This window comes from Serratia sp. CY43202 (genome assembly GCF_052168755.1).
GTDB classification, from domain to species: Bacteria; Pseudomonadota; Gammaproteobacteria; order Enterobacterales; family Enterobacteriaceae; genus Serratia; species Serratia bockelmannii.
In genome coordinates, this window is the sequence record NZ_JBJNMB010000011.1 from 81,652 (window position 1) to 105,199 (window position 23,548).

25 protein-coding genes are annotated in these 23,548 nt (G+C 59.2%); 15 read left to right on the forward strand and 10 right to left on the reverse strand.

Annotation, left to right across the window (positions count from 1 at the left end):
• Nucleotides 1-64: 64 nt before the first annotated feature.
• Nucleotides 65-379 (reverse strand): transcriptional regulator BolA, encoded by a 315-nt coding sequence (bolA, locus tag ACJ8J5_RS21450; RefSeq protein WP_004940361.1) that lies wholly within the window; start codon nucleotides 377-379, stop codon nucleotides 65-67.
• 314 nt (nucleotides 380-693) lie between these two features.
• On the opposite strand from bolA, the gene ACJ8J5_RS21455 reads away from it, so the two are divergent.
• The 8 genes from ACJ8J5_RS21455 (at nucleotide 694) to ACJ8J5_RS21490 (ending at nucleotide 9,601) form a co-directional block, all read left to right on the forward strand.
• Nucleotides 694-1,272 carry a lipoprotein gene (locus tag ACJ8J5_RS21455; RefSeq protein WP_033634001.1) on the forward strand — a complete coding sequence of 193 codons (579 nt, stop codon included), beginning with the start codon at nucleotides 694-696 and terminating at the stop codon, nucleotides 1,270-1,272.
• 51 nt (nucleotides 1,273-1,323) lie between these two features.
• Nucleotides 1,324-2,802, forward strand: a complete 1,479-nt coding sequence (gene ampG, locus ACJ8J5_RS21460; protein WP_025301764.1) for a muropeptide MFS transporter AmpG — start codon at nucleotides 1,324-1,326, stop codon at nucleotides 2,800-2,802.
• A gap of 440 nt (nucleotides 2,803-3,242) precedes the next feature.
• Nucleotides 3,243-4,193 (forward strand): cytochrome o ubiquinol oxidase subunit II, encoded by a 951-nt coding sequence (cyoA, locus tag ACJ8J5_RS21465; RefSeq protein ID WP_025301763.1) that lies wholly within the window; start codon nucleotides 3,243-3,245, stop codon nucleotides 4,191-4,193.
• Nucleotides 4,194-4,196: 3 nt separating this feature from the next.
• Entirely contained in the window at nucleotides 4,197-6,188 is a 1,992-nt protein-coding gene (cyoB, locus tag ACJ8J5_RS21470) for a cytochrome o ubiquinol oxidase subunit I (protein WP_025301762.1), read from the forward strand.
• Entirely contained in the window at nucleotides 6,178-6,792 is a 615-nt protein-coding gene (locus tag ACJ8J5_RS21475; protein WP_004940367.1) for a cytochrome o ubiquinol oxidase subunit III, read from the forward strand. The genes cyoB and ACJ8J5_RS21475 overlap by 11 nt, the downstream gene beginning before the upstream one ends.
• Nucleotides 6,792-7,130: a cytochrome o ubiquinol oxidase subunit IV gene (locus ACJ8J5_RS21480; protein ID WP_016928864.1), complete on the forward strand. Its 339-nt coding sequence runs from the start codon at nucleotides 6,792-6,794 to the stop codon at nucleotides 7,128-7,130. The genes ACJ8J5_RS21475 and ACJ8J5_RS21480 overlap by 1 nt, the downstream gene beginning before the upstream one ends.
• A 17-nt stretch (nucleotides 7,131-7,147) precedes the next feature.
• Nucleotides 7,148-8,038 (forward strand): heme o synthase, encoded by an 891-nt coding sequence (gene cyoE, locus ACJ8J5_RS21485; protein WP_025301761.1) that lies wholly within the window; start codon nucleotides 7,148-7,150, stop codon nucleotides 8,036-8,038.
• A gap of 198 nt (nucleotides 8,039-8,236) precedes the next feature.
• Nucleotides 8,237-9,601, forward strand: coding sequence for an MFS transporter (locus ACJ8J5_RS21490; RefSeq protein ID WP_025301760.1), 1,365 nt, complete (start codon nucleotides 8,237-8,239; stop codon nucleotides 9,599-9,601).
• A 34-nt stretch (nucleotides 9,602-9,635) separates the two neighbouring features.
• On the opposite strand, the gene ACJ8J5_RS21495 is transcribed toward ACJ8J5_RS21490, so the two are convergent.
• Nucleotides 9,636-10,127: a YajQ family cyclic di-GMP-binding protein gene (locus ACJ8J5_RS21495; protein WP_025301759.1), complete on the reverse strand. Its 492-nt coding sequence runs from the start codon at nucleotides 10,125-10,127 to the stop codon at nucleotides 9,636-9,638.
• 182 nt (nucleotides 10,128-10,309) lie between these two features.
• On the opposite strand from ACJ8J5_RS21495, the gene panE reads away from it, so the two are divergent.
• Together panE and yajL are read left to right on the forward strand one after the other, a co-directional pair.
• On the forward strand, nucleotides 10,310-11,221 hold the full coding sequence (panE, locus tag ACJ8J5_RS21500) for a 2-dehydropantoate 2-reductase (RefSeq protein WP_060432552.1): 912 nt from the start codon (nucleotides 10,310-10,312) through the stop codon (nucleotides 11,219-11,221).
• The gene (gene yajL / locus ACJ8J5_RS21505) at nucleotides 11,184-11,774 is read left to right on the forward strand and encodes a protein deglycase YajL (protein WP_043135643.1); all 591 of its coding nucleotides are present in this window, start codon (nucleotides 11,184-11,186) and stop codon (nucleotides 11,772-11,774) included. Before panE ends, yajL begins: the two co-directional genes overlap by 38 nt.
• Nucleotides 11,775-11,840: 66 nt before the next feature.
• On the opposite strand, the gene thiI is transcribed toward yajL, so the two are convergent.
• The gene (gene thiI, locus ACJ8J5_RS21510; RefSeq protein WP_141970671.1) at nucleotides 11,841-13,289 is read right to left on the reverse strand and encodes a tRNA uracil 4-sulfurtransferase ThiI; all 1,449 of its coding nucleotides are present in this window, start codon (nucleotides 13,287-13,289) and stop codon (nucleotides 11,841-11,843) included.
• 160 nt (nucleotides 13,290-13,449) lie between these two features.
• On the opposite strand from thiI, the gene xseB reads away from it, so the two are divergent.
• From xseB to ACJ8J5_RS21530, 4 genes are all read left to right on the forward strand, one after another.
• Complete coding sequence (gene xseB / locus ACJ8J5_RS21515) at nucleotides 13,450-13,713, forward strand: exodeoxyribonuclease VII small subunit (RefSeq protein ID WP_025301755.1); 264 nt, start codon at nucleotides 13,450-13,452, stop codon at nucleotides 13,711-13,713.
• A 5-nt stretch (nucleotides 13,714-13,718) separates the two neighbouring features.
• Complete coding sequence (ispA, locus tag ACJ8J5_RS21520) at nucleotides 13,719-14,639, forward strand: (2E,6E)-farnesyl diphosphate synthase (protein ID WP_043135638.1); 921 nt, start codon at nucleotides 13,719-13,721, stop codon at nucleotides 14,637-14,639.
• 34 nt (nucleotides 14,640-14,673) lie between these two features.
• The gene (dxs, locus tag ACJ8J5_RS21525; RefSeq protein ID WP_414104756.1) at nucleotides 14,674-16,539 is read left to right on the forward strand and encodes a 1-deoxy-D-xylulose-5-phosphate synthase; all 1,866 of its coding nucleotides are present in this window, start codon (nucleotides 14,674-14,676) and stop codon (nucleotides 16,537-16,539) included.
• A gap of 106 nt (nucleotides 16,540-16,645) precedes the next feature.
• Entirely contained in the window at nucleotides 16,646-17,620 is a 975-nt protein-coding gene (locus ACJ8J5_RS21530; protein WP_025301752.1) for an aldo/keto reductase, read from the forward strand.
• A 33-nt stretch (nucleotides 17,621-17,653) separates the two neighbouring features.
• On the opposite strand, the gene pgpA is transcribed toward ACJ8J5_RS21530, so the two are convergent.
• From pgpA to nrdR, 6 genes are all read right to left on the reverse strand, one after another.
• Nucleotides 17,654-18,148, reverse strand: a complete 495-nt coding sequence (gene pgpA / locus ACJ8J5_RS21535; protein ID WP_414104757.1) for a phosphatidylglycerophosphatase A — start codon at nucleotides 18,146-18,148, stop codon at nucleotides 17,654-17,656.
• Nucleotides 18,141-19,133 carry a thiamine-phosphate kinase gene (gene thiL, locus ACJ8J5_RS21540; RefSeq protein ID WP_043135634.1) on the reverse strand — a complete coding sequence of 331 codons (993 nt, stop codon included), beginning with the start codon at nucleotides 19,131-19,133 and terminating at the stop codon, nucleotides 18,141-18,143. Before thiL ends, pgpA begins: the two co-directional genes overlap by 8 nt.
• Before the next feature lie 51 nt (nucleotides 19,134-19,184).
• A complete protein-coding gene (nusB, locus tag ACJ8J5_RS21545; protein WP_004940384.1) occupies nucleotides 19,185-19,601 on the reverse strand; it encodes a transcription antitermination factor NusB in 417 nt (138 codons plus the stop codon).
• A gap of 20 nt (nucleotides 19,602-19,621) precedes the next feature.
• Nucleotides 19,622-20,092 (reverse strand): 6,7-dimethyl-8-ribityllumazine synthase, encoded by a 471-nt coding sequence (gene ribH, locus ACJ8J5_RS21550; RefSeq protein WP_004940385.1) that lies wholly within the window; start codon nucleotides 20,090-20,092, stop codon nucleotides 19,622-19,624.
• Between the two features lie 107 nt (nucleotides 20,093-20,199).
• Nucleotides 20,200-21,309 (reverse strand): bifunctional diaminohydroxyphosphoribosylaminopyrimidine deaminase/5-amino-6-(5-phosphoribosylamino)uracil reductase RibD, encoded by a 1,110-nt coding sequence (ribD, locus tag ACJ8J5_RS21555; RefSeq protein WP_089195588.1) that lies wholly within the window; start codon nucleotides 21,307-21,309, stop codon nucleotides 20,200-20,202.
• A 10-nt stretch (nucleotides 21,310-21,319) separates the two neighbouring features.
• Complete coding sequence (gene nrdR / locus ACJ8J5_RS21560; protein WP_004940387.1) at nucleotides 21,320-21,769, reverse strand: transcriptional regulator NrdR; 450 nt, start codon at nucleotides 21,767-21,769, stop codon at nucleotides 21,320-21,322.
• A gap of 176 nt (nucleotides 21,770-21,945) precedes the next feature.
• Between nrdR and ACJ8J5_RS21565 the strand changes: the two genes are divergently transcribed.
• On the forward strand, nucleotides 21,946-22,506 hold the full coding sequence (locus tag ACJ8J5_RS21565) for a DUF3251 domain-containing protein (RefSeq protein WP_414104758.1): 561 nt from the start codon (nucleotides 21,946-21,948) through the stop codon (nucleotides 22,504-22,506).
• A gap of 63 nt (nucleotides 22,507-22,569) precedes the next feature.
• Here the strand turns inward: ACJ8J5_RS21565 and secF are convergent, their stop codons facing one another.
• Nucleotides 22,570-23,538, reverse strand: a complete 969-nt coding sequence (gene secF / locus ACJ8J5_RS21570; RefSeq protein ID WP_004940389.1) for a protein translocase subunit SecF — start codon at nucleotides 23,536-23,538, stop codon at nucleotides 22,570-22,572.
• Nucleotides 23,539-23,548: the final 10 nt, after the last annotated feature.

A 23,548-nucleotide genomic window follows, 5' to 3' on the forward strand; every position in this document is an offset into this window, starting at 1 on the left:
AATTCGTCAGTAGTAATACCCTAATTCAAGGGCAAAGTTCCACTGATACCTGAAAATTTCCCCCTCAGGCCAGCGTCCCAGCGCCGCGGCACGGCGGCGAGGCCGGCACGGTATCCTGCAACCCTTCCCACTCCTTGAGCGTATAGGTGTGTAGCGCCAGCGCGTGTACGCCGTCCGCCAGCTCCTCCGACAGCACCCCGTAGATGGAGCGGTGACGCGTCAAAAAACGTTCGCCGACGAAGCGATCGCTGACCAATACCACTTTGAAATGGCTTTCTGAACCCGCCGGAACGTTATGACGATAGCTTTCATCAACGACTTCCAGATACGCGGGCTCAAACGCCGCCCTTAACTTTGCTTCTATTTGCTCGCGAATCATAGGATCTCCTTACAACACCGGCAGAGGACCGTGCCCATCTAGTTCAATATTAGCCGGTTTTCCCCCGTTTAGACCATCGCAGGGACAAATTTCTCTTTTCTGCGGTCAAATGATGAGCGCTATCCCCGTCGCTTGGGGGATTATCCGATTGAGCGGGACAAAAAAGCGTGTTTTTATCAACGGCAGGTAAAAATTTGTCACTCTGGCGCCTTCCGCGCTTCCACCGCACGGCGGCGATGCTATGATGTCGGCAATTTGTTGTCGGCTATCCCACTCTGATTATTGCTAAATCCATCGAGAATGAGACAGAAAACATGTTAAAGAAACTTTGTCTTCCTTTGCTGGCCGCCCTGCTGCTGGCCGGCTGCGCAACCAGCAGCAACACCCTGAACGTCACGCCGAAAATCGTTCTGCCGCAGCAGGATCCTACCCTGCAGGGCATCACCGTCAGCATCAACGGTGCGGATCAGCGTACCGACCAGGCGCTGGCCAAGGTAAACCGCGACGGCCAGCTGGTCACGCTGACGCCATCGCGCGATCTGCGTTTCCTGCTGCAGGAAGTGCTGGAGAAACAGATGGGCGCACGCGGCTACATGATCGGCGCCGACGGCCCGGTGGCGCTGCAGATTGTCGTCAATAACCTGTACGCGGACGTCTCCGAAGGCAACCTGCGCTACAACATCACCACCAAAGCCGACATCTCGATCATCGCCCAGGCGAAGAACGGCAACAAGCAGGTGAAGAATTACCGCTCGACCTATAACGTGCAGGGCGCCTTCACGGCGACCAACGAGAAGATCACCGACGCCGTCAACTCCGTGCTGGGCGACGTGATCGCCGACATGGCACAGGACACCAGCGTCAACGATTTCATCAAGCAAAACGCGCGCTAATCACCGCACCTTGCGCCGCCCGGCGGATCGGGCGGCGCAGACAGGGAACTCATGTCGAAACACTATCTGAACATCTTCACCCAGCGTAACTCCGCCATTCTGCTGCTGCTGGGCTTCGCGTCGGGTCTGCCGCTGGCATTGACCTCCGGCACGCTGCAAGCCTGGATGACCGTTGAAAACATCGATCTGAAGACCATCGGCATTTTCTCGCTGGTGGGCCAGGCCTATGTCTTCAAATTCCTCTGGTCGCCGTTCATGGACCGCTATACCCCGCCGTTCCTTGGACGGCGCCGCGGTTGGCTGCTGATCAGCCAGTTACTGCTGGTGGTCGCGATCGTGGCGATGGGCTTCATGCAACCCGCGCAGCACCTGTGGTGGCTGGCGGCGTTGGCGGTGCTGGTGGCGTTCTGCTCCGCCTCGCAAGATATCGTGTTCGACGCTTATAAAACCGACCTGCTGAAAGCCGAAGAGCGCGGCACGGGTGCGGCGATATCGGTACTGGGTTATCGGCTGGCGATGCTGGTTTCCGGCGGCCTGGCGCTGTGGCTGGCGGATCGCTATTTCGGCTGGCAAGCCACCTACTGGCTGATGGCCGGGTTGATGCTGATCGGCGTGGCCGCCACACTGCTGGCGCCGGAGCCGGACGAAAGCATCCCGGCGCCGCGCACTATGGAACAGGCGGTCGTCGCGCCGCTGCGCGATTTCTTCGGCCGCAACAACGCCTGGCTGATCCTGCTGCTGATCGTGATGTACAAAATGGGCGACGCCTTCGCCGGCAGCCTGAGCACCACGTTCCTGATCCGCGGCGTGGGGTTCGACGCTGGTGAAGTCGGGCTGGTGAACAAAACCCTCGGCCTGTTCGCTACCATCGTCGGCGCCCTGTTCGGCGGTGTGCTGATGCAGCGTCTCAGCCTGTTCCGTGCGCTGATGCTGTTCGGCGTCCTGCAGGCAGTCTCCAACCTCGGGTATTGGATCCTGGCGGTGACCGACAAGAGTCTGCTCACCATGGGCAGCGCCATCTTCCTCGAAAACCTGTGTGGCGGCATGGGCACCGCGGCCTTCGTGGCACTGCTGATGACGCTGTGCAACCGCTCGTTCTCCGCCACTCAGTTCGCGCTGCTGTCGGCGTTGTCCGCCGTAGGACGCGTCTATGTCGGCCCGATCGCCGGCTGGTTCGTCGAAGCCCATGGTTGGCCGCTGTTCTATCTGTTCTCGATCGCCGCCGCCCTGCCGGGCTTGCTGTTGCTCGGCATCTGCCGCCAGACGCTGGAACACACCCAGCAGCATGGTGACTTTATGCCGCGCACCGAGTTTTCAGAATCTTACCGTTGGGCTCTGCGCTTGCTGACGCTAGGCTGTTCGTTGCTGGGTCTGTGGTTGCTGTTGCTGATCGCCAATGCGCTGGACTGGGCACAGGCACCGCTGTTGGCCGATCGGCTGCTGCAGGTCGGCGCCGCGCTGAGCCTGCTCGGCGTCGCAATGGGCAGCACGCTGGATTACCTGGCGTTGCGCCGCACCCGTTTGGCATAACCTGACCGGCCGGCGATTTCGCCGGCCGAAAAAAAAGCGATCCGAGGGTATATTTATTTCGCTAAAAAAAGATAATCGGCGCGGAAATTATTTTTTTATCCGACTGCGGCGCTCGGAAATAAAATTAAATTCACCTTTAAGACACAATTATTTTACATTAAATAAACCTTTTCTGCGTATTTCCCCGCCGCGCATTTCTTCGCCAAATTCATCATACCTTTAGTTTTCCTTAACATACGGGCTGCTCGTCACGATTCAGCGTGCCAACGCGTTGTTGTCATTAGTAAATTGTCACGCAGGGTTACATCTGTGACCCCCTTAACAGAAAGTGTCAACAAGCCGCTGACACTCCCTTAAGCATGTTTACAGTACTGCAACCTTCCCGTAAAATGCCCGCACACATGAAACGACAATTGAGCCTTTGTTATTGAGGTCGTTAGATGAGACTTAAGAAATACAATAAAAGTATTGGGATGCTGTCATTAATCGCAGCCACTGTATTGCTCAGTGGTTGCGATATGGTTTTGATGAATCCCAAAGGAGCAATTGGTGTTGAGCAACGGACACTGATTATCACTGCAATCGCGTTGATGTTGATCGTGGTGGTGCCAGTTATCTTCATGGCGTTCGCCTTTGCCTGGAAGTATCGCGCTTCCAACAAAGACGCCAAGTACAGTCCGAACTGGGCCCACTCCAACAAGATCGAAGCGGTCGTCTGGACCATTCCTATCATTATCATCGCCATCCTTGGCACCATTACCTGGAAGACTACCCACGAACTCGACCCGTTCAAGCCGATTGTCACCGACAAGAAGCCGATGACGATCGAAGTGGTGTCGCTCGACTGGAAATGGCTGTTCATCTACCCGGAACAAGGCATTGCGACCGTTAATGAGCTGGCTTTCCCGAAAGATGTTCCAGTCGAATTCAAGATCACCTCTAACTCGGTAATGAACTCGTTCTTTATCCCGCAGTTGGGTGGACAGATTTATGCGATGGCCGGCATGCAGACCAAACTGCACCTGATCGGCAACGAAGCCGGTGCCTACAAGGGCATCTCCAGCAGCTACAGCGGCGCAGGCTTCTCCGGTATGAAATTCACCGCGATCGTTACCCCGACCGAAGGCGACTTCGATCAGTGGGTGGCCAAGGTGAAGGCATCGTCTAAAAACCTGAACACCACCGACGACTTTAACAAACTGGCAGAGCCGAGTGAAAACAACCCGGTTGAGTACTTTGCCGCTGTCAAACCGAATTTGTTCAAAGAAACAATTGCCAAATTCATGGGCGACATGGATATGCACAAGGGCGCTGGCGCGCACGAAGGCATGGACATGAGCCAAGGTATGGACATGGGTGAACATGCTGCTCACGCCGGAGCCGAGGAATAACTGATGTTGGGAAAATTAACACTTGATGCGGTTCCGTACCACGAACCGATCATCATGGTCACCGTAGCCGCAATTATTGTCGGGGGCCTGGCAGTGCTGGCGCTGCTGACCTATTTCGGCAAATGGAAGTGGCTGTGGAGCGAATGGCTGACTTCGGTCGACCATAAAAAAATTGGTATCATGTACATCGTCGTGGCGATGGTCATGCTGCTGCGCGGCTTCGCCGACGCCATCATGATGCGTAGCCAGCAGGCGTTGGCGTCCGCCGGCGAAGCCGGGTTCCTGCCGCCGCACCACTACGACCAGATCTTCACCGCGCACGGCGTTATCATGATCTTCTTCATGGCGATGCCTTTCGTGGTCGGCCTGATGAACGTCGTGGTGCCGCTGCAAATCGGTGCGCGCGACGTTGCCTTCCCGTTCCTGAACTCCCTGAGCTTCTGGTTCTTCGTGGTGGGCGTTGTGCTGATCAACATCTCCCTGGGGGTCGGTGAGTTCGCTCAGACCGGTTGGCTGGCGTATCCGCCGCTGTCGGGTAAAGAGTACAGTCCTGGCGTCGGGGTCGATTACTGGATCTGGAGTCTGCAGATTTCCGGTCTGGGTACCCTGCTGACCGGCGTGAACTTCTTCGCCACCATTCTGAAGATGCGCGCCCCTGGCATGCCTCTGATGAAGATGCCGGTGTTCACCTGGGCGGCACTGTGTACTAACGTCCTGATCATCGTTTCTTTCCCAATTCTGACCGTCACCATCGCGCTGCTGACCCTGGATCGCTATCTGGGCACCCATTTCTTCACCAATGATATGGGCGGCAACATGATGATGTACATCAACCTGATTTGGGCCTGGGGTCACCCAGAGGTGTATATCCTGGTTCTGCCGGTGTTCGGCGTGTTCTCCGAAGTCACCGCAACCTTCTCCAGAAAACGCCTGTTCGGCTATACCTCACTGGTATGGGCAACCATCGCGATTACCGTTCTGTCGTTCATCGTCTGGCTGCACCACTTCTTCACCATGGGGTCCGGCGCGAACGTTAACGCCTTCTTCGGTATCGCCACCATGATCATTTCCATCCCGACCGGGGTGAAAATCTTCAACTGGCTGTTCACCATGTATCAGGGCCGTATCAAGCTCAACTCCGCGATGCTGTGGACCGTTGGCTTCATCATCACCTTCTCCGTGGGTGGTATGACCGGCGTTCTGCTGGCGGTACCGGGCGCGAACTTCGTGCTGCACAACAGCCTGTTCCTGATCGCTCACTTCCACAACGTCATCATCGGCGGCGTGGTGTTCGGTTGCTTCGCGGGCCTGACCTACTGGTTCCCGAAATCCTTCGGCTTCACGCTGAACGAAAAATGGGGCATCCGCGCGTTCTGGTTCTGGATCATCGGCTTCTTCACCGCCTTCATGCCGCTGTACGCATTGGGCTTTATGGGCATGACCCGTCGTATCAGCCAGAACATCAACCCTGAGTTCCACCCTCTGCTGCTGGTTGCAGCCGGCGGTGCGGCGCTGATCGCCTGCGGCATCCTGTGCCAGCTGACCCAGATCTTCGTCAGTATCCGTGACCGCGAACAGAACCGCGATCTGACCGGTGACCCATGGGGTGCTCGTACTCTGGAGTGGTCAACCTCGTCTCCACCGCCGTTCTATAACTTTGCCGTAGTGCCACAGATCCATGACCGTGATGAGTTCTGGGACATGAAAGAAAAAGGCGAAGCGTATAAGAAACCGGCTAAATACGAACCGATTCATATGCCTAAGAACACCGGCGCCGGCGTTATCATCGCCTTCTTCAGCCTGGTATTCGGTTTCGCAATGATTTGGGAAATCTGGTGGATGGCTCTGGCCGGCTTCATCGGTATGATCGTTGTCTGGATCGGCAAGAGCTTCGATCACGATGTTGACTACTATGTGCAGGTTGATGAAATCGAGCGCATTGAGAACCAACACTACGAACAAATCCGTAAAGCAGGCGTGAACCATGTCAACTGAAACTCTGACCAATCATAACGCAGCCCATGCAGAGCATGGGCACCACGACGCAGGAGAGACCAAAGTCTTCGGATTCTGGATCTACCTGATGAGCGACTGTATTTTGTTTGCGAGCTTGTTCGCGACTTATGCAGTCCTGGTGAACGGGACCGCTGGCGGTCCCTCAGGCAAAGACATCTTCGACCTGAAGTTTGTCCTGGTCGAAACTTTCCTGCTGTTGTTCAGCTCCATCACCTACGGCATGGCGATGATCGCCATGAACAAAGGTAAAGTTGGCGGTGTAAACACCTGGTTGTTCCTGACCTTCCTGTTTGGTCTGGGCTTCGTGGCGATGGAAATCTATGAATTCCATCACCTGATCGCCGAAGGCTTCGGTCCGGATCGCAGCGCGTTCCTGTCCAGCTTCTTCGCGCTGGTCGGCACCCACGGTCTGCACGTGACTTCTGGCCTGATTTGGATCATCGTGCTGATGATTCAGGTGAGCAAGTTCGGCCTGACCGCGACCAACAAAACCCGCCTGATGTGCCTGAGCCTGTTCTGGCACTTCCTGGACGTGGTCTGGATCTGCGTATTTACCGTTGTCTACCTGCTGGGGGTTATGTAATGAGCCATTCATCCCATGAAACCTCTCACGGCGGCGCAAGCCACGGCAGCGTGAAGTCATACCTGATCGGCTTTATCCTGTCGATCATCCTGACGGTAATTCCATTTGCGATGGTAATGAACGGCTCCGCCTCTCATTCCACCATCCTGGCGGTTGTTGTCGGTATGGCGGTTATCCAGGTGATTGTTCACCTGGTTTACTTCCTGCACATGAACACCTCATCGGAAGAGCGCTGGAACCTGGTGGCATTGCTGTTCACCGCTATGATCATCGGTATCGTTGTTGTAGGTTCACTCTGGATTATGTACAACCTCAACATCAATATGATGGTCGATTAAGAGCTGAGCTGCACGTGATGATTAAGCAATACCTGCAAGTCACTAAACCAGGAATTATTTTCGGCAATTTAATTTCTGTCGTCGGGGGATTCCTGCTCGCTTCCAAAGGGAGCATCGACTATCCCCTGTTTCTCGCCACCCTGGTGGGTGTCTCGTTGGTGGTCGCGTCGGGCTGTGTGTTTAACAACTACATCGACCGCGACATCGACAAGAAAATGGAGAGAACGAAGAATCGGGTGCTGGTAAAAGGCCTGATCGCGCCGAGTGTCACCCTGGTTTATGCGACCGCTTTGGGTATTGTGGGCTTTGCGTTGCTGTATATCGCAGCCAACCCGCTGGCCATGTGGCTGGCGGTGATGGGCTTCGTGGTTTATGTCGGCGTTTACAGCCTGTACATGAAACGCCACTCGGTCTACGGCACGCTGATCGGCAGCCTGTCGGGCGCCGCGCCGCCGGTTATCGGCTACTGCGCGGTGACCAACGAGTTCGACGCCGGCGCGTTGATCCTGCTGGCTATCTTTAGCCTGTGGCAGATGCCGCATTCTTATGCGATCGCTATCTTCCGCTTTAAAGATTACCAGGCGGCCAACATTCCGGTGCTGCCGGTGGTGAAAGGCATTTCCGTCGCCAAGAACCACATCACGGTCTACATCCTGGCATTTATGATCGCCACGCTGATGCTGACCCTGGTTGGTTATGCCGGCTACAAGTACCTGATCGTCGCTGCGGCGGTGAGCGTATGGTGGCTGGGCATGGCGCTGCGCGGTTACAAGACCGAAAACGACAGCGTCTGGGCGCGTAAACTGTTCGTGTTCTCCATCGTCGCCATCACCTCGCTGAGCGTGATGATGTCGATCGACTTCAGCGCCACGGCGGCGCCTGAAGCGCTGGTGACCTACGTTTGGTAAGCCAAATCATCTGTGAATGGGCCGCTTTTGCGGCCCATTTTATTTGTCACGCCGAAAAGCGGTCAAACTGTAATATCTGTTAAACAACATTCGATTTACCCCCCCTGCCCCGCACACTAAAATGACGCAGCTTTACAGAAATCATGCCATCAGGCGCTGTCGCAACGTCTGATGGCATGGTTTTTACCGAGGTTTGATGTGAACGATAATTCAATGACCCCGCAGGAGCGCCGCGCCACCTGGGGATTGGGCACCGTATTCTCCCTGCGCATGCTCGGCATGTTTATGGTACTGCCGGTGCTAACCACCTACGGCATGGCGCTCAACGGCGCCAGCGAAGCGCTGATCGGCATCGCCATCGGCATTTACGGCCTGGCACAGGCGGTATTTCAGATCCCGTTCGGCCTGGTGTCCGATCGCATCGGCCGCAAGCCGCTGATCGTCGGCGGCCTACTGATCTTTGCCCTCGGCAGCGTGATCGCCGCCGTCACAGACTCTATCTGGGGCGTGATCCTCGGTCGCGCGTTGCAAGGCTCCGGCGCCATCGCCGCCGCGGTAATGGCGCTGCTCTCCGATCTGACCCGCGAGCAGAACCGCACCAAAGCGATGGCGTTCATCGGCGTCAGCTTCGGTATCACCTTCGCCATCGCCATGGTTCTGGGCCCCATCATCACCCATGCCTTGGGCCTGCATGCGTTGTTCTGGATGATCGCCGTGCTGGCGCTGGCCGGCATCGTCATCACTCTGGCAGTAGTACCTTCCGCCGACACCCATCTGTTGAACCGCGAGTCCAGCATCGTGCGCGGCAGCTTCCGCAAAGTGCTGAGCAACTCGCGCCTGCTGAAGCTCAACTTCGGCATCATGTGCCTGCATATCCTGCTGATGTCGAGCTTCGTGGCGCTGCCGCTGGCGATGGAGAAAGCCGGGCTGGCGGCCAGCGAGCACTGGATCGTCTACCTGGTGACCATGCTGGTGTCGTTCGCCGCCGTGGTGCCGTTCATCATCTATGCCGAAAAATATCGCCGCATGAAGCAGGTGTTTATGGGCTGCGTGGCGGTGCTGTTTTGCGCCGAAGTGCTGCTGTGGCTCTCCGGCGCTCATCTATGGGGCATCATCGCCGGCGTGCAGCTGTTCTTCATGGCCTTCAACGTGATGGAAGCCATTCTGCCTTCACTGATCAGCAAAGAATCACCGGCCGGCTACAAGGGCACCGCGATGGGGGTCTACTCCACCAGCCAGTTTATCGGCGTGGCGATCGGCGGCAGCCTCGGAGGCTGGCTGTACGGTTTGCAGGGGGCGGGCTTGGTGTTTATCGCCGGCGCCGTGCTGGCCGCCGTCTGGTTCCTGGTCAGCAGCACCATGAAAGAGCCGCCGTATGTCAGCAGCCTGCGCATTACGCTGTCGGAACTGGCGGTGAAGGATTCGGCGCTGGAAAGCCGCCTGAAGGCGCAGCCCGGTGTGGCCGAGGCGATCGTCGTGCCGGAAGAGCGCAGCGCCTACGTCAAGGTGGATACTAAGCAGACCAATCGCGGTCAGCTGGAAGCGCTGGTCAATTCGCTGTAAAGAATTAGGGCCGGCAATGCCGGCCCCGTAGAGATTAATCGCGGAAGTTCTTGAACTGGAACGGCTGCCCCAGATCGCCGCCGCGCACCAGCGCCATCACGCTCTGCAAATCGTCGCGTGACTTGCCGGTCACCCGTACTTCTTCACCCTGGATCTGCGCCTGCACCTTCAGCTTGCTGTCTTTGATCAGCTTGACGATTTTCTTCGCCACAGAGGTTTCAATCCCCTGCTTCAGCTTGGCTTCCACGCTGTAGGTTTTGCCGCTGTGGGTAAACTCTTCCGGGATCTCCAGCGCAGCGCCGTCGATGCTGCGCTTGCTCAGCTTTTCGCGCAGAATGTCGAGCAGCTGTTGCACCTGGAAATCAGACTCGGTGGCAACCTTGATGCTTTGGTCTTTCTCGTTTAGCTCAAAGCTGGCCGGCACGTTGCGAAAATCCCAGCGGGTACCGAGATCGCGGGTAGCGTTCTCAACGGCGTTACGCACTTCCTGCATATCAATTTCGGAAACGATGTCGAAAGATGGCATACTTCTTCCTCCTGAATGAGTGCCTAATAGCTTAGGCGATTTTGATGCCGAGCATGATAACCGCTTTGCCGCCTCAGACAAAATCTGCTGAACGCACGCAGGGATAGCGCTTCGGGCTGCCATAAAGCCTATAGTTAATTCACGGTAATTGAGCGGTATTCCCGTGTTTCCAAGGAGACTGAATGAAAATAACCATTCTTGGTTGCGGCGCGCTCGGACAACTGTGGCTCTCCCGGCTGTATCAGCAGGGCCACGATGTACAGGGATGGCTAAGAGTGCCACAGCCTTTTTGCGCAGTGAACGTGATAGAGCCGGAAGGCGTCTCGTTCAATCGCAATTTGCCCACCAACGATCCGGAGCATCTTGCGCAAAGCGAGCTGCTGCTGGTGACGCTAAAAGCCTGGCAGGTGTCCAGCGCGGTCAGCGCGCTGCTGCCGAAGCTGAACCCCCAGTGCGCTATTTTGCTGCTGCACAACGGCATGGGCACCCAGGAAGAGCTGCCGCCGAACGGCCAGCCCATCCTGCAGGGCACCACCACCCACGCTGCGCGCCACGAAGGCAGCACCATTATCCACGTCGCCACCGGCATCACCCACATCGGCCCAACCTCGCCGGCCGCCCAACACCTCAGCCACCTGGCGGAAGTGCTGCATCAGGCACTGCCTGACGTCGCCTGGCACAACAATATCGCCTCGGCCAACTGGCGCAAGCTGGCGGTCAACTGCGTGATCAACCCGCTGACGGCGCTGTACGGCTGCCGCAACGGCGACCTGCAGCGTTACCCGGAACAGATCGAAACGCTGTGCCGTGAAGTCGCCAGCGTGATGGCGATGGAGGGCTACCACACCTCCTGTGAAGGCCTGATGCAATACGTGATGGACGTGATCCACAGCACCGCCGACAACATTTCGTCGATGCTGCAGGACATCCGCAGCCAGCGGCACACCGAGATCGACTACATCACCGGTTACCTGCTGCGCCGCGCGCGCAGCCACGGCCTCACGCTGCCGGAGAATGCGCGGCTGTTTGAATTGATTAAACGAAAGGAAAATGAATATGAGCGTATCGGCGCTGGTCTGCCTGGCACCTGGTAGCGAAGAAACCGAAGCCGTCACCACCATCGACCTGCTGGTGCGGGCGGGCGTAAAAGTCACTACCGCCAGCGTTGCCGGCGACGGCGAGCTGACTATCGTCTGTTCGCGCGGCGTCAAGCTGCTGGCCGACGCGCCGCTGGTGGCGATCGTCGATGAGCCGTTCGACGCCATCGTGCTGCCCGGCGGCCTGAAAGGCGCGGAATGCTTCCGCGACAGCCCGCTGCTGGTGGAGAAGGTGCGGCAAATGCATCTGCAGGGCAACATCGTCGCCGCCATCTGCGCGGCGCCGGCGCTGGTGCTGCAACACCACGATCTGTTCCCGATCGGCAACATGACCGGCTTCCCGGGCCTGAAAGACCAGATACCGGCGGATAAATGGATGGAGCGCCGCGTGGTGTACGATGCCCGCGTCAACCTGCTCACCAGCCAGGGGCCGGGCACCGCGATGGAGTTCGCGCTGAAGCTGATAGACCTGCTGCTTGGTAAAGCCAAGGCGGCGGAGATCGCCGCGCAGCTGGTGCTGATCCCGGGAATGTACGACTTCCGCGACTGAGCGGCTTGCCGATAAAAAAAGGGCTGAACACCGGTTCAGCCCTTCTCATTTATGCCGCTCCGTGCGTTACGGGCGATAAACCTTCACGTTGCTGAAGCCTTGCTCCAGCAGGTACAGCGCCTGCAGGCGGCTCATCACGCCGCGCTCGCAATACAGCAGGTAGGTTTTGCTCTGATCCAGATCGCCAAACTGGGTGCTCAGCTTGTAGAACGGCAGCGCTTTCACTTCAACCTGTTCCAGCTGCAGCGGCTTCTCTTCCTGCTCGTCGTTGGAGCGGATATCCAAGATCACCTCGTCGGCGCCGAAGGCCGCGACGGTTTCCACCTCGGTCACCTGCTCCTGCGCCTGCTCGGCGATAGAGCGAATATCGACGTTCTTCGCTTCGCTCACCACCCGGTCGAGAATGCTGAAATCGAAGTGGCTCTCTTCCTCTTCAATCTTGGCCTTGACCGCTTTCACCGTCGGGCTCTTAGAAATCACGCCGCAGTATTCCGGCATGGTTTTGGCGAAGTCTTCGGTGCCGATTTCGCGCGCCAGCTTGATGATGTGCTCTTTATCGTGCGAGATCAGCGGACGCAGGATCAGGGTATCGGACGCATTGTCGATCAAACGCAGGTTGGTCAGCGTCTGGCTGGAGACCTGCCCCAGCGCCTCGCCGGTCACCAGCGCCTGCACGCCGTAGCGTTCGGCCACTTGCGAAGCGGCGCGCACCATCATGCGCTTGAGCACCACGCCCATCTGGCCATCGTCGACCTTCTCCAGGATCTCGCCCACCACCGGTTCGAAGTCGATGGCGACGAAGCGCACCTTGTGCGAGCTGGCGAAGCGGTTCCACAGGTAGTGCGCCACCTGCTTCACGCCGATCTCGTGCGCAGCGCCGCCCAGGTTGAAGAAGCAGAAGTGCACGCGGCAACCGCGACGCATCAACATATAGCTGGAGACGCCCGAGTCGAAACCGCCGGAAATCAACGACAGTACGTCTTCCTGGGTGCCGACCGGGTAACCACCGATGCCTTCGAGGCGGCGTTTGACCAGCATCAGCTTGTCGTCTTCAATCTCCAGATTTACCGTGACCTGCGGGCGGCTAAGGTTAACGCGCGCGCTCTCGATATGCTGGTTCAGGCCGCCGCCGACGTAGCGCTCTACGTCCTGCGAATTGAACGCCTGCTTGCCGCGGCGCTTGACGCGCACGCAGAAGGTTTTGCCTTCCAACTGGGCGCGGTAGGCTTCCAGCGTCTGCTCGAAGATGTGGTGGATGTCGGTATAAGCGCGGTCTTCCACTTCCAAAATATGGTGGATGCCGGGAATGCGCGTCAGGGCGTCGGCGATGATCGGCCGCTGGTTTTCATCTTTGGCGCGAACTTCGATATGATCCCAGTGACGGACGACCGCCAGCGTTTCATCATACTGCTTCAGGACGTTGCGAATATTGGTCGAGAGAATCTTGATAAAGCGCAAGCGCACAGATTGGCTCTTGATGGTGATTTCCGGGAACAATTTAATGATAAACTTCATGGCGGTCTTTGTTGTCAGATAAGAATTACGGCGCGGAGTATATCACCATATCGCCGTGCTCTGCGCACAAAACCACACATGAGCGCCATGATTTGCTAATCAAGATCCGCTAGGATAGGCTCTGGCGCCACGGTTCACATGATGACGTAAAAAGAAAATTATGCCGAAAAAACCAGCACAATCAGCCAGTACAGAGCAAACTGCCAGCTTTGAAAGCGCCCTCGGCGAGCTGGAAAGCATCGTGACGCGTCTGGAGTCAGGCGAATTGCCGCTGGAAGACGCGCTGAACGAGTTCGAACGTGGCGTACAGCTGGCGCGTCAAGGCCAGCAGAAACTGCAACAGGCGGAACAGCGTGTGCAGATACTCCTTAACGACAGCGCCGACGATGCGGCGCTGACGCCTTTTACACCGGATACCGAGTAACCGACATGTCTGAGATCGCCCCATCGGCCGCTTTTGCCGATCAAATGCAGATTTTCCGCCAGCGTGCCGATCGCGCGCTGTTGGACTTCATCGCCCCGCTGCCGTTCAACGACGGCAACATGGTGGCGGCGATGCGTCACGGCGCCTTGCTGGGCGGCAAGCGCCTGCGCCCGTTCCTGGTCTACACCACCGGCCAGATGTTCGGCGTGTCGCTGAGCAACCTGGATGCGCCGGCGGCAGCGGTAGAATGCATTCATGCCTACTCGCTGATCCACGACGATCTGCCGGCGATGGACGACGACGATCTGCGCCGCGGCCAGCCGACCTGCCACATTAAATTCGGCGAAGCCAACGCGATCCTGGCCGGCGATGCGCTGCAAACGCTGGCGTTTTCGATCCTGGCCGATGCCGAGATGCCCGACGTGGCCCTGCGCGATCGGCTGGCGATGGTCTCCGAACTGGCGACCGCCAGCGGCGTAGCCGGCATGTGCGGCGGCCAATCACTGGATCTGGAAGCCGAAGGCAAGCGCGTCGATCTGCAGGCGCTAGAGCAGATCCACCGCCACAAAACCGGCGCGCTGATCCGCGCGGCGGTGCGCTTGGGCGCGCTGAGCGCCGGCGAAGCCGGGCGAGCGGCGCTGCCGCAGCTGGATCGTTACGCCGCCGCGGTCGGCCTGGCGTTCCAGGTTCAGGATGACATTTTGGACGTTGTCGGCGAGACTGAGAAAATCGGCAAGCGCCAGGGAGCGGACCAACAACACGGAAAGAGTACCTACCCGGCGTTACTCGGGCTTGACAGCGCGAAAGCAAAAGCGTGGGATCTCTATCAGGAAGCATTAGCTGCATTGGACACTTTGGCAGCGCAATCTTATAACACAGCGCCATTGCGAGCGTTAGCCAGCTTCATTATTGAACGCGACAATTAACGTGTGACGTTAACTCCTCTGATATGAGTATCGAATGAGTCTTGATATAGCCAAATACCCAACCCTGGCGCTAGCGGAAAACCCCGAGGAACTCCGCTTGCTGCCCAAAGAGAGCTTGCCGAAGCTGTGCGATGAGCTGCGGCAATACCTGCTGAACAGCGTCAGTCGTTCCAGCGGCCACTTTGCCTCCGGGCTGGGTACCGTCGAACTGACGGTGGCGTTGCATTTCGTCTACAACACGCCGTTCGATCATCTGGTGTGGGACGTCGGCCACCAGGCCTACCCGCACAAAATTCTGACCGGCCGTCGCGACCGCATCGCCACCATTCGGCAAAAGAACGGCTTGCACCCCTTCCCGTGGCGCGCCGAAAGCGAATACGACGTGCTGTCGGTCGGCCACTCATCGACCTCGATCAGCGCCGGCCTCGGCATGGCGGTGGCGGCAGAGCGTGAAGGCAAAGGCCGCCGCACGGTGTGTGTGATCGGCGACGGCGCCATTACCGCCGGCATGGCGTTCGAAGCGATGAACCACGCCGGCGACATCAATCCGGACATGCTGGTGGTGCTGAACGACAACGAGATGTCGATCTCGGAAAACGTCGGCGCGCTGAACAATCACCTGGCGCAGCTGCTGTCCGGCAAGCTTTACTCCACCCTGCGCGAAGGCGGCAAGAAAGTGCTGGCCGGCGTGCCGCCGATCAAGGAGCTAGTGAAACGCACCGAAGAGCACCTGAAAGGCATGGTGGTGCCGGGTACGCTGTTCGAAGAGCTGGGCTTCAACTACATCGGCCCGGTAGACGGGCACGACGTACAGGGCCTGGTCGCCACGTTGAAAAACATGCGCGATCTGAAAGGCCCACAGCTGTTGCACATCATGACCAAGAAAGGCCGTGGTTACGCGCCGGCGGAGAAGGATCCGATCAGCTTCCACGCGGTGCCGAAGTTCGATCCCGCCAGCGGCACGCTGCCGAAAAGCGCCGGAGGTCTGCCGACCTATTCGAAAATCTTCGGCGACTGGCTGTGTGAAACCGCCGCCAAAGACAGCTCGCTGATGGCGATCACGCCGGCGATGCGCGAAGGCTCCGGCATGGTGCAGTTCTCTCGCGACTACCCGCAGCAATATTTCGACGTGGCGATCGCCGAGCAGCACGCGGTCACTTTCGCCGCCGGGCTGGCGATCGGCGGCTACAAGCCGGTGGTGGCGATCTATTCCACCTTCCTGCAACGCGCCTACGACCAGTTGATCCACGATGTGGCGATCCAAAACCTGCCGGTGATGTTCGCCATCGATCGCGGCGGCATCGTCGGCGCCGACGGCCAGACCCATCAGGGGGCGTTCGATCTGTCGTTCATGCGCTGCATCCCGACCATGGTGATCATGACGCCAAGCGACGAGAACGAATGCCGGCAGATGCTGTATACCGGCTATCACTATAACGATGGCCCGAGCGCCGTGCGCTATCCGCGCGGCACCGGCACCGGCGCTGCGCTGGAGCCGCTCAGCCTGCTGCCGATCGGCAAAGGCGTGGTGCGCCGTCAGGGGGAAAAGATCGCCATTCTCAACTTCGGCACCCTGCTGCCGGAGGCCGCGCAAGCGGCGGAAGCGCTCAACGCCACGCTGGTCGACATGCGCTTCGTCAAACCGCTGGACGAGCAGTTGGTGCTCGAACTGGCCGCCAGCCATGAAACGCTGGTCACGCTGGAAGAGAACGCGATCATGGGCGGCGCCGGTAGCGGCGTTAACGAACTGCTGATGGCCAAACGCCGCCCGGTGCCTGTGCTGAACCTCGGCCTGCCGGACAGCTTCGTCTCGCAGGGCAGCCAGGAAGAGCTGCGTGCCGATCTGGGGCTGGACGCCGCCGGTATTCAGCGCCAAATCGAAACCTGGCAGGCGCAGTAATCACCGCCTGCACCTGACAAACGCCCCCGCCTGCGGGGGCGTTTTCGTTTCCGCCCTTCGGGATCCGCGCTACAGTTACTGTCTGAGCTGTGAATGGGAGGCAAGCATGAAGTACCTGAAACTGGGCAACACCGATCTGAACGTCTCGCGCATCTGCCTGGGTTGCATGACCTACGGCGAACCGAACCGCGGCAATCACGCCTGGACGCTGCCTGAAGAGAGTAGCCGTCCGCTGCTGAAACAGGCGCTGGAAGCCGGCATCAACTTTTTCGACACCGCCAACAGCTATTCCGACGGCAGCAGCGAGGAGATCCTCGGCCGGGCACTGCGCGACTATGCGCGCCGCGAGGAGGTGGTGATCGCCACCAAGGTGTATTTCCCGCTGAGCAACCTGGAGCGCGGTTTGTCGCGCGCCAAGATCATGCAATCCATCGACGACAGCCTGCGGCGTCTGGGCACCGACTATGTCGATTTGCTGCAAATCCATCGCTGGGATTACGAAACGCCGCTGGAAGAGACGCTGGAAGCGCTGCACGACGTGGTGAAAGCCGGTAAGGCGCGATACATCGGCGCCTCCTCGATGTACGCCTGGCAGTTCGCCAAAGCGCTGTATACCGCCGATCTGCACGGCTGGACGCGCTTCGTCAGCATGCAGGATCAATACAACCTGATCCAGCGCGAAGAAGAGCGCGAGATGCACCCGCTGTGCGCCGCCGAAGGCATCGCCGTGCTGCCGTGGAGCCCGCTGGCGCGCGGCCGCCTGACCCGCCCCTGGGGCGAAACCACCGCGCGGCTGGTTTCCGACCAGTTCGGCAAGAGCCTGTACGAGGAAACCGAAGGCATTGACGCCATTATCGCCGAGCGCGTCGCCAGCCTCGCCGAGGAACGCGGCGTGTCACGCGCGCAGATCGCGCTGGCCTGGCTGCTGAACAAGCCGGCGGTCAGCGCACCGATCGTCGGCGCTTCGCGCAGCGAACAGCTGGACGACGCCATCGCCGCAGTCGATTTGAGTTTGTCGCCGCAAGAGGTGGCGGAACTGGAGACGGCTTACGTGCCGCACCGGGTGACAGGGTTTGAATAAAGAGAAGCGGGCGCGAAACAGCGCGCCCGTCTGTCAGAACAGCCCGATCGGCCAGTGGTGCCCAATCAGGTAGATGATGCCGGCGGACAGCACGCCGGCGATAATATCGTCGACCATAATACCCATGCCGCCATGCACGTTGCGGTCGAACCAGCGGATCGGCCACGGCTTCCACATATCCAGAATGCGGAAGATGACGAAACCGGCGGCGACCCAGCGCCAATCGTTGACCGGCAACGCCATCAGCGTGATCCACATGCCGACGAACTCGTCCCAGACGATGCTGCCGTGATCGTGCACCTTCATGTCTTTTGCCGTGCGATGGCAAATATAGAAGCCGATGCAAATGCTGAACATCACCGCCAGCGAGTAAAGCTGCCACGGCAGTTGGATCAGCAGCAGCCAGAACGGGATCGCCGCCAGCGATCCCATGGTGCCCGGCATCACCGGCGACAAACCGCTGCCAAAACCGGTGGCCAGCAGGTGCCACGGATTGCTCATCCGCAGCCGGCGCTTGGCTTCATCCATCGGTGCCCGGCTCCGCGTTGAAATGATCGAAGCCGGCCCAGTCCAGCTCTACCGCCTCATCGTCGCGATAATAGCGAATACCTTCAGACAGCGGGCCAATTTGGCCGATACAGGTGTAGTCGGCTCCAAGGTGGCTCAGCGCCACTTCCAGCGCGCCGCGGTTGATCTCCGGCACGGTGAAGCACAGCTCGTAATCTTCGCCGCCCGCCAGCGCCCAACGCAGCGCCTGCTCGGCATCGGCGTGGCTGCTCAGCGCCTGCGACATCGGCAGCTCGTCCAGTACGATGCGTGCGCCACAGTCGCTGGCCTTCAGGATATGCTTCAGATCGGAAATCAGGCCATCGGAGATGTCGATCGCCGAGCTGGCCAGATCGCGCAGCGCCTGCCCCTGCAACACCCGCGGCTGCGGCCGCAGATGACGCGCGACCAGATAATCGCGCGCCGCCGCATCCGTCACCGCCAGGCGATCCTGCAGGATCGCCAGACCGGCGGCGCTGTCGCCCAGCGTGCCGGTCACATAGATCCAGTCGCCGATGCGCGCGCCGCTGCGGGTCAGCGCCCGGCCGGCCGGGATCAGCCCCTGAATGGTCAACGTCATGCTCAGCGGGCCGCGCGTGGTATCGCCGCCAATCAGCTGCATGCCGTAATAGTTGAGCTGATCGAACAGGCTGTCGCTGAAGGCCTTCAGCCACGGCTCGTTCACCTCCGGCAGGGTCAGGGCCAGCGAGAGCCACGCAGGATCGGCGCCCATCGCAGCCAGATCGCTCAGATTGACCGCCAGCGCCTTGTAACCGAGATCGGCCGGATCGATGTCCGGCAGGAAGTGAATGCCCGCCACCAGCGTATCGGTACTGACGGCCACCAGCTGTTTTTCCGGCACTGCCAGCAGTGCGCAGTCATCTCCAATGCCCAACTGTACATCCCGGCGCACGCGCTTAAACCGGTCAAAATAGCGGGCAATGAGGTCAAATTCGCCGCATGCCATATCGATATTCCACTAGAAGAAATTAAGGCCGGGAATGCCGGCCTTAATGTTTTACTTTTTCTTGCGAAGGGTTGGCGCCACTTTATCCAGCACCCCGTTCACAAACTTGTGGCTGTCTTCCGCGCCGAAGGTTTTCGCCAGCTCGATCGCTTCGTTAATCGCCACCTTATAAGGGACATCCTCGCGCATTTTCAGTTCAAACAGCGCGACGCGCAGCACCGCGCGCTCCACCTGGCCCAGCTCTTCGAGCTGACGCGACAGGTAAGGCGCCATCAGTTCGTCCAGCATACCTGCATTCACTGCCGCGCCGGACAGCAACTCGCGAAAATAGGCGACGTCAACATCTTTGACATCCTGCTCCGTCAGGAACTGGTGTTCAACATCGGCAAGGTCGTTTTTAGACAACTGCCAAGAGTAAAGCGCTTGAACAGCGCACTCACGAGCGCGGCGACGAGCAGCAGGTTTCACGGAATTCCCCTTAACTAAATTCAGGCTTTAATAGCTTTGATAACATTAATCATTTCAAGTGCGGTCAGCGCGGCTTCAGCGCCCTTGTTGCCCGCTTTGGTGCCGGCGCGTTCGATCGCCTGTTCGATGCTTTCGGTGGTCAGCACGCCAAAGGCAACCGGGATTTCGGCATTCATCGCAACGTTGCCGATGCCGGAGCTGGCTTCGCCCGCTACATATTCGAAGTGCGCGGTGCCCCCACGGATAACGGTGCCCAGCGCGATAACCGCGTCGTATTTGCCGGTTTTGGCCAATACGCTCGCCGTCAGCGGCAGCTCGTAAGCGCCCGGGACCCAGACAACGGTGATGTTGTCGTCAGCAACCTGACCAATGCGTTTCAGCGCGTCGATGGCACCTTCCAGCAGGCTGTCGTTGATGAAATTGTTAAAACGTGCAATTGCGATCGCCACACGGGCATTTGGAGTAGCAACAACACCTTCGATAACTTTCATGGGCTTTCCTTAAAAATGGGTTCAATACCCCGCAGGGGGGCGGATTCTATCATATTCTTTCATCGCCTGCGCGGCGCTTTTGTAAAACCGGCGCGCGGGCGCGAGATTCAGTGTTTCGCCCGCAGGCGCAAACGCAGATCGGGGCCAACCTGACGCACGTCGCTAAAGACGAATTCCGGCGCGTCGGCCAGCCGTTCCAGGCCCGGCAGATGACACAGGCCGCGGCTATTATCGCCCAACAGTTTCGGCGCGATGTACAAAATGAGCTCATCCACCAGGCCAGCCTGCAGCAGCGCGCCGGCCAGCGTTGCGCCCGCCTCTACCCAGATTGAATTCACCTGGCGCTTGGCCAACAGCATCATCATCACCACCAGATCGATGCCGCCGCCGTGCGCCGGGCAGATAAACTGTTCGACCTCTTGCGGCCAGGCCTGTTCATCCGCCTGCAGACGCGCCAGCCAGGTAGCGCCCGGCTGCTGCACCACGCGGTGCTGCGGGGTAATGCGATTTTGGCTGTCGAGCAGGATGCGCAGCGGCTGGCGCAGATTTTCGCGCGGATAGAGGCGCTGCGTCTCGGCGTCCAGCTCATCCCAACGCACCGTCAGCGACGGATCGTCCGCCAGTACGGTGGCGCTGGTGCTGAGAATGGCGGCGCTCTGCGCGCGCAGGCGCTGCACGTCCTGACGCGCTTCGGGTGAGGTGATCCACTGGCTTTCGCCGGAGGCCATCGCCGTGCGGCCGTCCAGCGACGCGCCCAGCTTCAGCTGCACATAGGGGAAACCGGTGCGCATGCGTTTGAGGAAGCCCAGGTTGACCGCTTCGGCCTCGGCCAGCATCAGGCCATGACGGACTTCGACGCCGGCTTGCTGCAGCTTGTACAAGCCGCGCCCCGCCACCTGAGGATTGGGATCTTGCATCGCCGCGACCACCCGCGTCACGCCGGCGGCCACCAGCGCATCGGCGCAGGGCGGCGTGCGGCCGTGGTGACTGCACGGCTCGAGCGTCACGTAGGCGGTGGCGCCGCGCGCCTTGTCGCCCGCCATGCGCAGCGCGTGCACTTCCGCATGCGGCTCGCCGGCGCGCAGATGATAGCCTTCACCGACAATTTCGCCGTCGCGCACGATAACGCAGCCGACGTTCGGATTGGGCGCGGTGGTGAAACGCCCCAGCCGCGCCAGTTCGAAGGCGCGCGCCATGTAAAATTCGTCGTGATGCATGAAAGATCCTTTAGTCTTGCAGGCGGGCAATCTCTTCACCGAACTCGCGCACGTCTTCGAAGCTGCGGTACACCGACGCGAAGCGAATGTAGGCCACCTTATCCAGCTTTTTCAGCGCGTCCATCACCAGATTGCCGACTAACTTGGTCGGCACTTCGCGTTCGCCGGTGGCGCGCAGTTGGGATTTGATATGATTAAGGGCGTTTTCCACATCGTCCGAGCTGACCGGGCGCTTTTCCAGCGCTTTCAGCATGCCGCGACGCAGTTTGTCTTCGTTGAACGGCTCGCGCACCTCATCGCTTTTAATCACTCGCGGCATCACCAGCTCGGCCACCTCGAAGGTGGTGAAGCGTTCATTGCATACCAGACACTGGCGGCGGCGGCGCACTTGCGAACCGTCCCCCACCAGGCGGGAATCGATGACTTTGGTATCAACGGCGGCGCAGAAAGGGCAATGCATAACACGTCCTGATAAACGTTTTTTATAGATAAATGCAGTTTAACCCGAAGTGCAGCCACAACAAAGGGCGGCGGCCATTTGTTGCGACAGGCGGCGGGAAGGTGGCAGCGATATGACTTTCACCACTATGCGGACTAAGCTTGATAGCAGGAGACTCAGCATAGGAAATCGCCGTCATGACAACCTGTTACCCTAAAATCGCCCTGCTCGCCGCCGCCATTTTGCTGGCGGGCTGCGCGCACAACACCGCCGTGCCTCAGCTGCGCCATCAGGTCGCCGCGCTGAACCAGAAAGTGAGCGTACTGACCGACCAAACCACCGCACTGGAGCGGCAGAATTTGCTCAATCAGCACTCCGACAACGGCGTCTACCTGCTGCCGGCAGCCCGGAACGCCGCCCGTTTGCAGAGCAGCCTCGGCGAACTGAGCGTTTCACTGAGCCACATCAAGAGCGAAGCCAACGGCACGCAGGCGCAGCTGCATGTGCGCATCCTCTCACAGGCCACGCTGCCGCCGTTCAACGCGGTGGTGGAATGGGGTCAACTGGATGAAGCCACCGGCCGGCCGTTGACCGCCGAAGCGCTGTCGCAACCGATCGCCAGCGCCGACTCGCTGCTGCCGAAACCCGGTCAGGACTTCGAGCTACGCTTCAGCGGCCTGACGCCGGAACAGCTCGGCTATATCCGTCTGCACAGTCTGGTGGCCACCGCCCAACCGGCGGTGGTGCAGCAACGCTGAAACCCAAAGCAAAAAAAAGAGCGCCATTGGCGCTCCTTCTCATTTCGCTGAATACTGCGGCGGTTAAGGCAGAATCGAAGGCTGATCCGCGCCCTCTTTTTCCACTTTTTGCTGCAGCATGTGCTCGCGTTTCATCCCCAGCTTCAACGCCAGCGCGGACGCGACGTAGATGGAGGAAACGGTACCGATCGACACGCCGATCAGCATCGCCAGCGAGAAGCCTTGCAGCATCGCGCCACCGAAGATGTACAGCATCAGCACCACCATCAGGGTAGTACCGGAAGTCATCAGCGTACGGCTCAGCGTCTGGGTCAACGACACGTTCATGATCTCGTAAGGCGTACCGCGGCGGATCTTGCGGAAGTTCTCACGAATACGGTCGGAGACCACGATGCTGTCGTTCAGCGAGTAACCGATAACCGACATCAGGGAAGCGACGATGGTCAGGTCAATCTCGATGTGGAACAGCGACAGCACGCCCAGCGTGATGATCACGTCGTGCGCCAGCGCGATAACCGCCCCCAGCGCCAGGCGCCATTCGAAGCGGAAACCGACGTAGATCAGGATACAGATCAACGCCACCAGCAGCGCCATGCCGCCGGTTTGCGCCAGCTCGCTGCCCACGCTCGGGCCGACGAACTCGATGCGCTTCACGGTGGCGTTTTTATCCACCGAGTCGTTGATCACGCCGATCACCTTGTTGCCCAGTTCCTGGCCTGCGGTGCCGGTCGCCGGTGGCATGCGCACCATCACGTCGCGGCTGCTGCCGAAGTTCTGGATGATCGGATCCTGGAACCCGGCCTTCTCCAGCGTGTCGCGCATCAGGTCAAGGTTAGCCGGCTTCTCCAGGTTGATTTCAATCACCGTACCGCCGGTGAAATCCAGACCCCAGTTAAACCCGCGCACCGACATGGTGACGATCGACGCGACCAACAGCAGCAACGAGATGCCGAAGGCCAAATAGTCCCAGCGCATAAAGTCGTAGACTTTACGGCCGTAGTTGAGTTGCTCAACAGTATAATCCTGTGCCACAACGCACTCC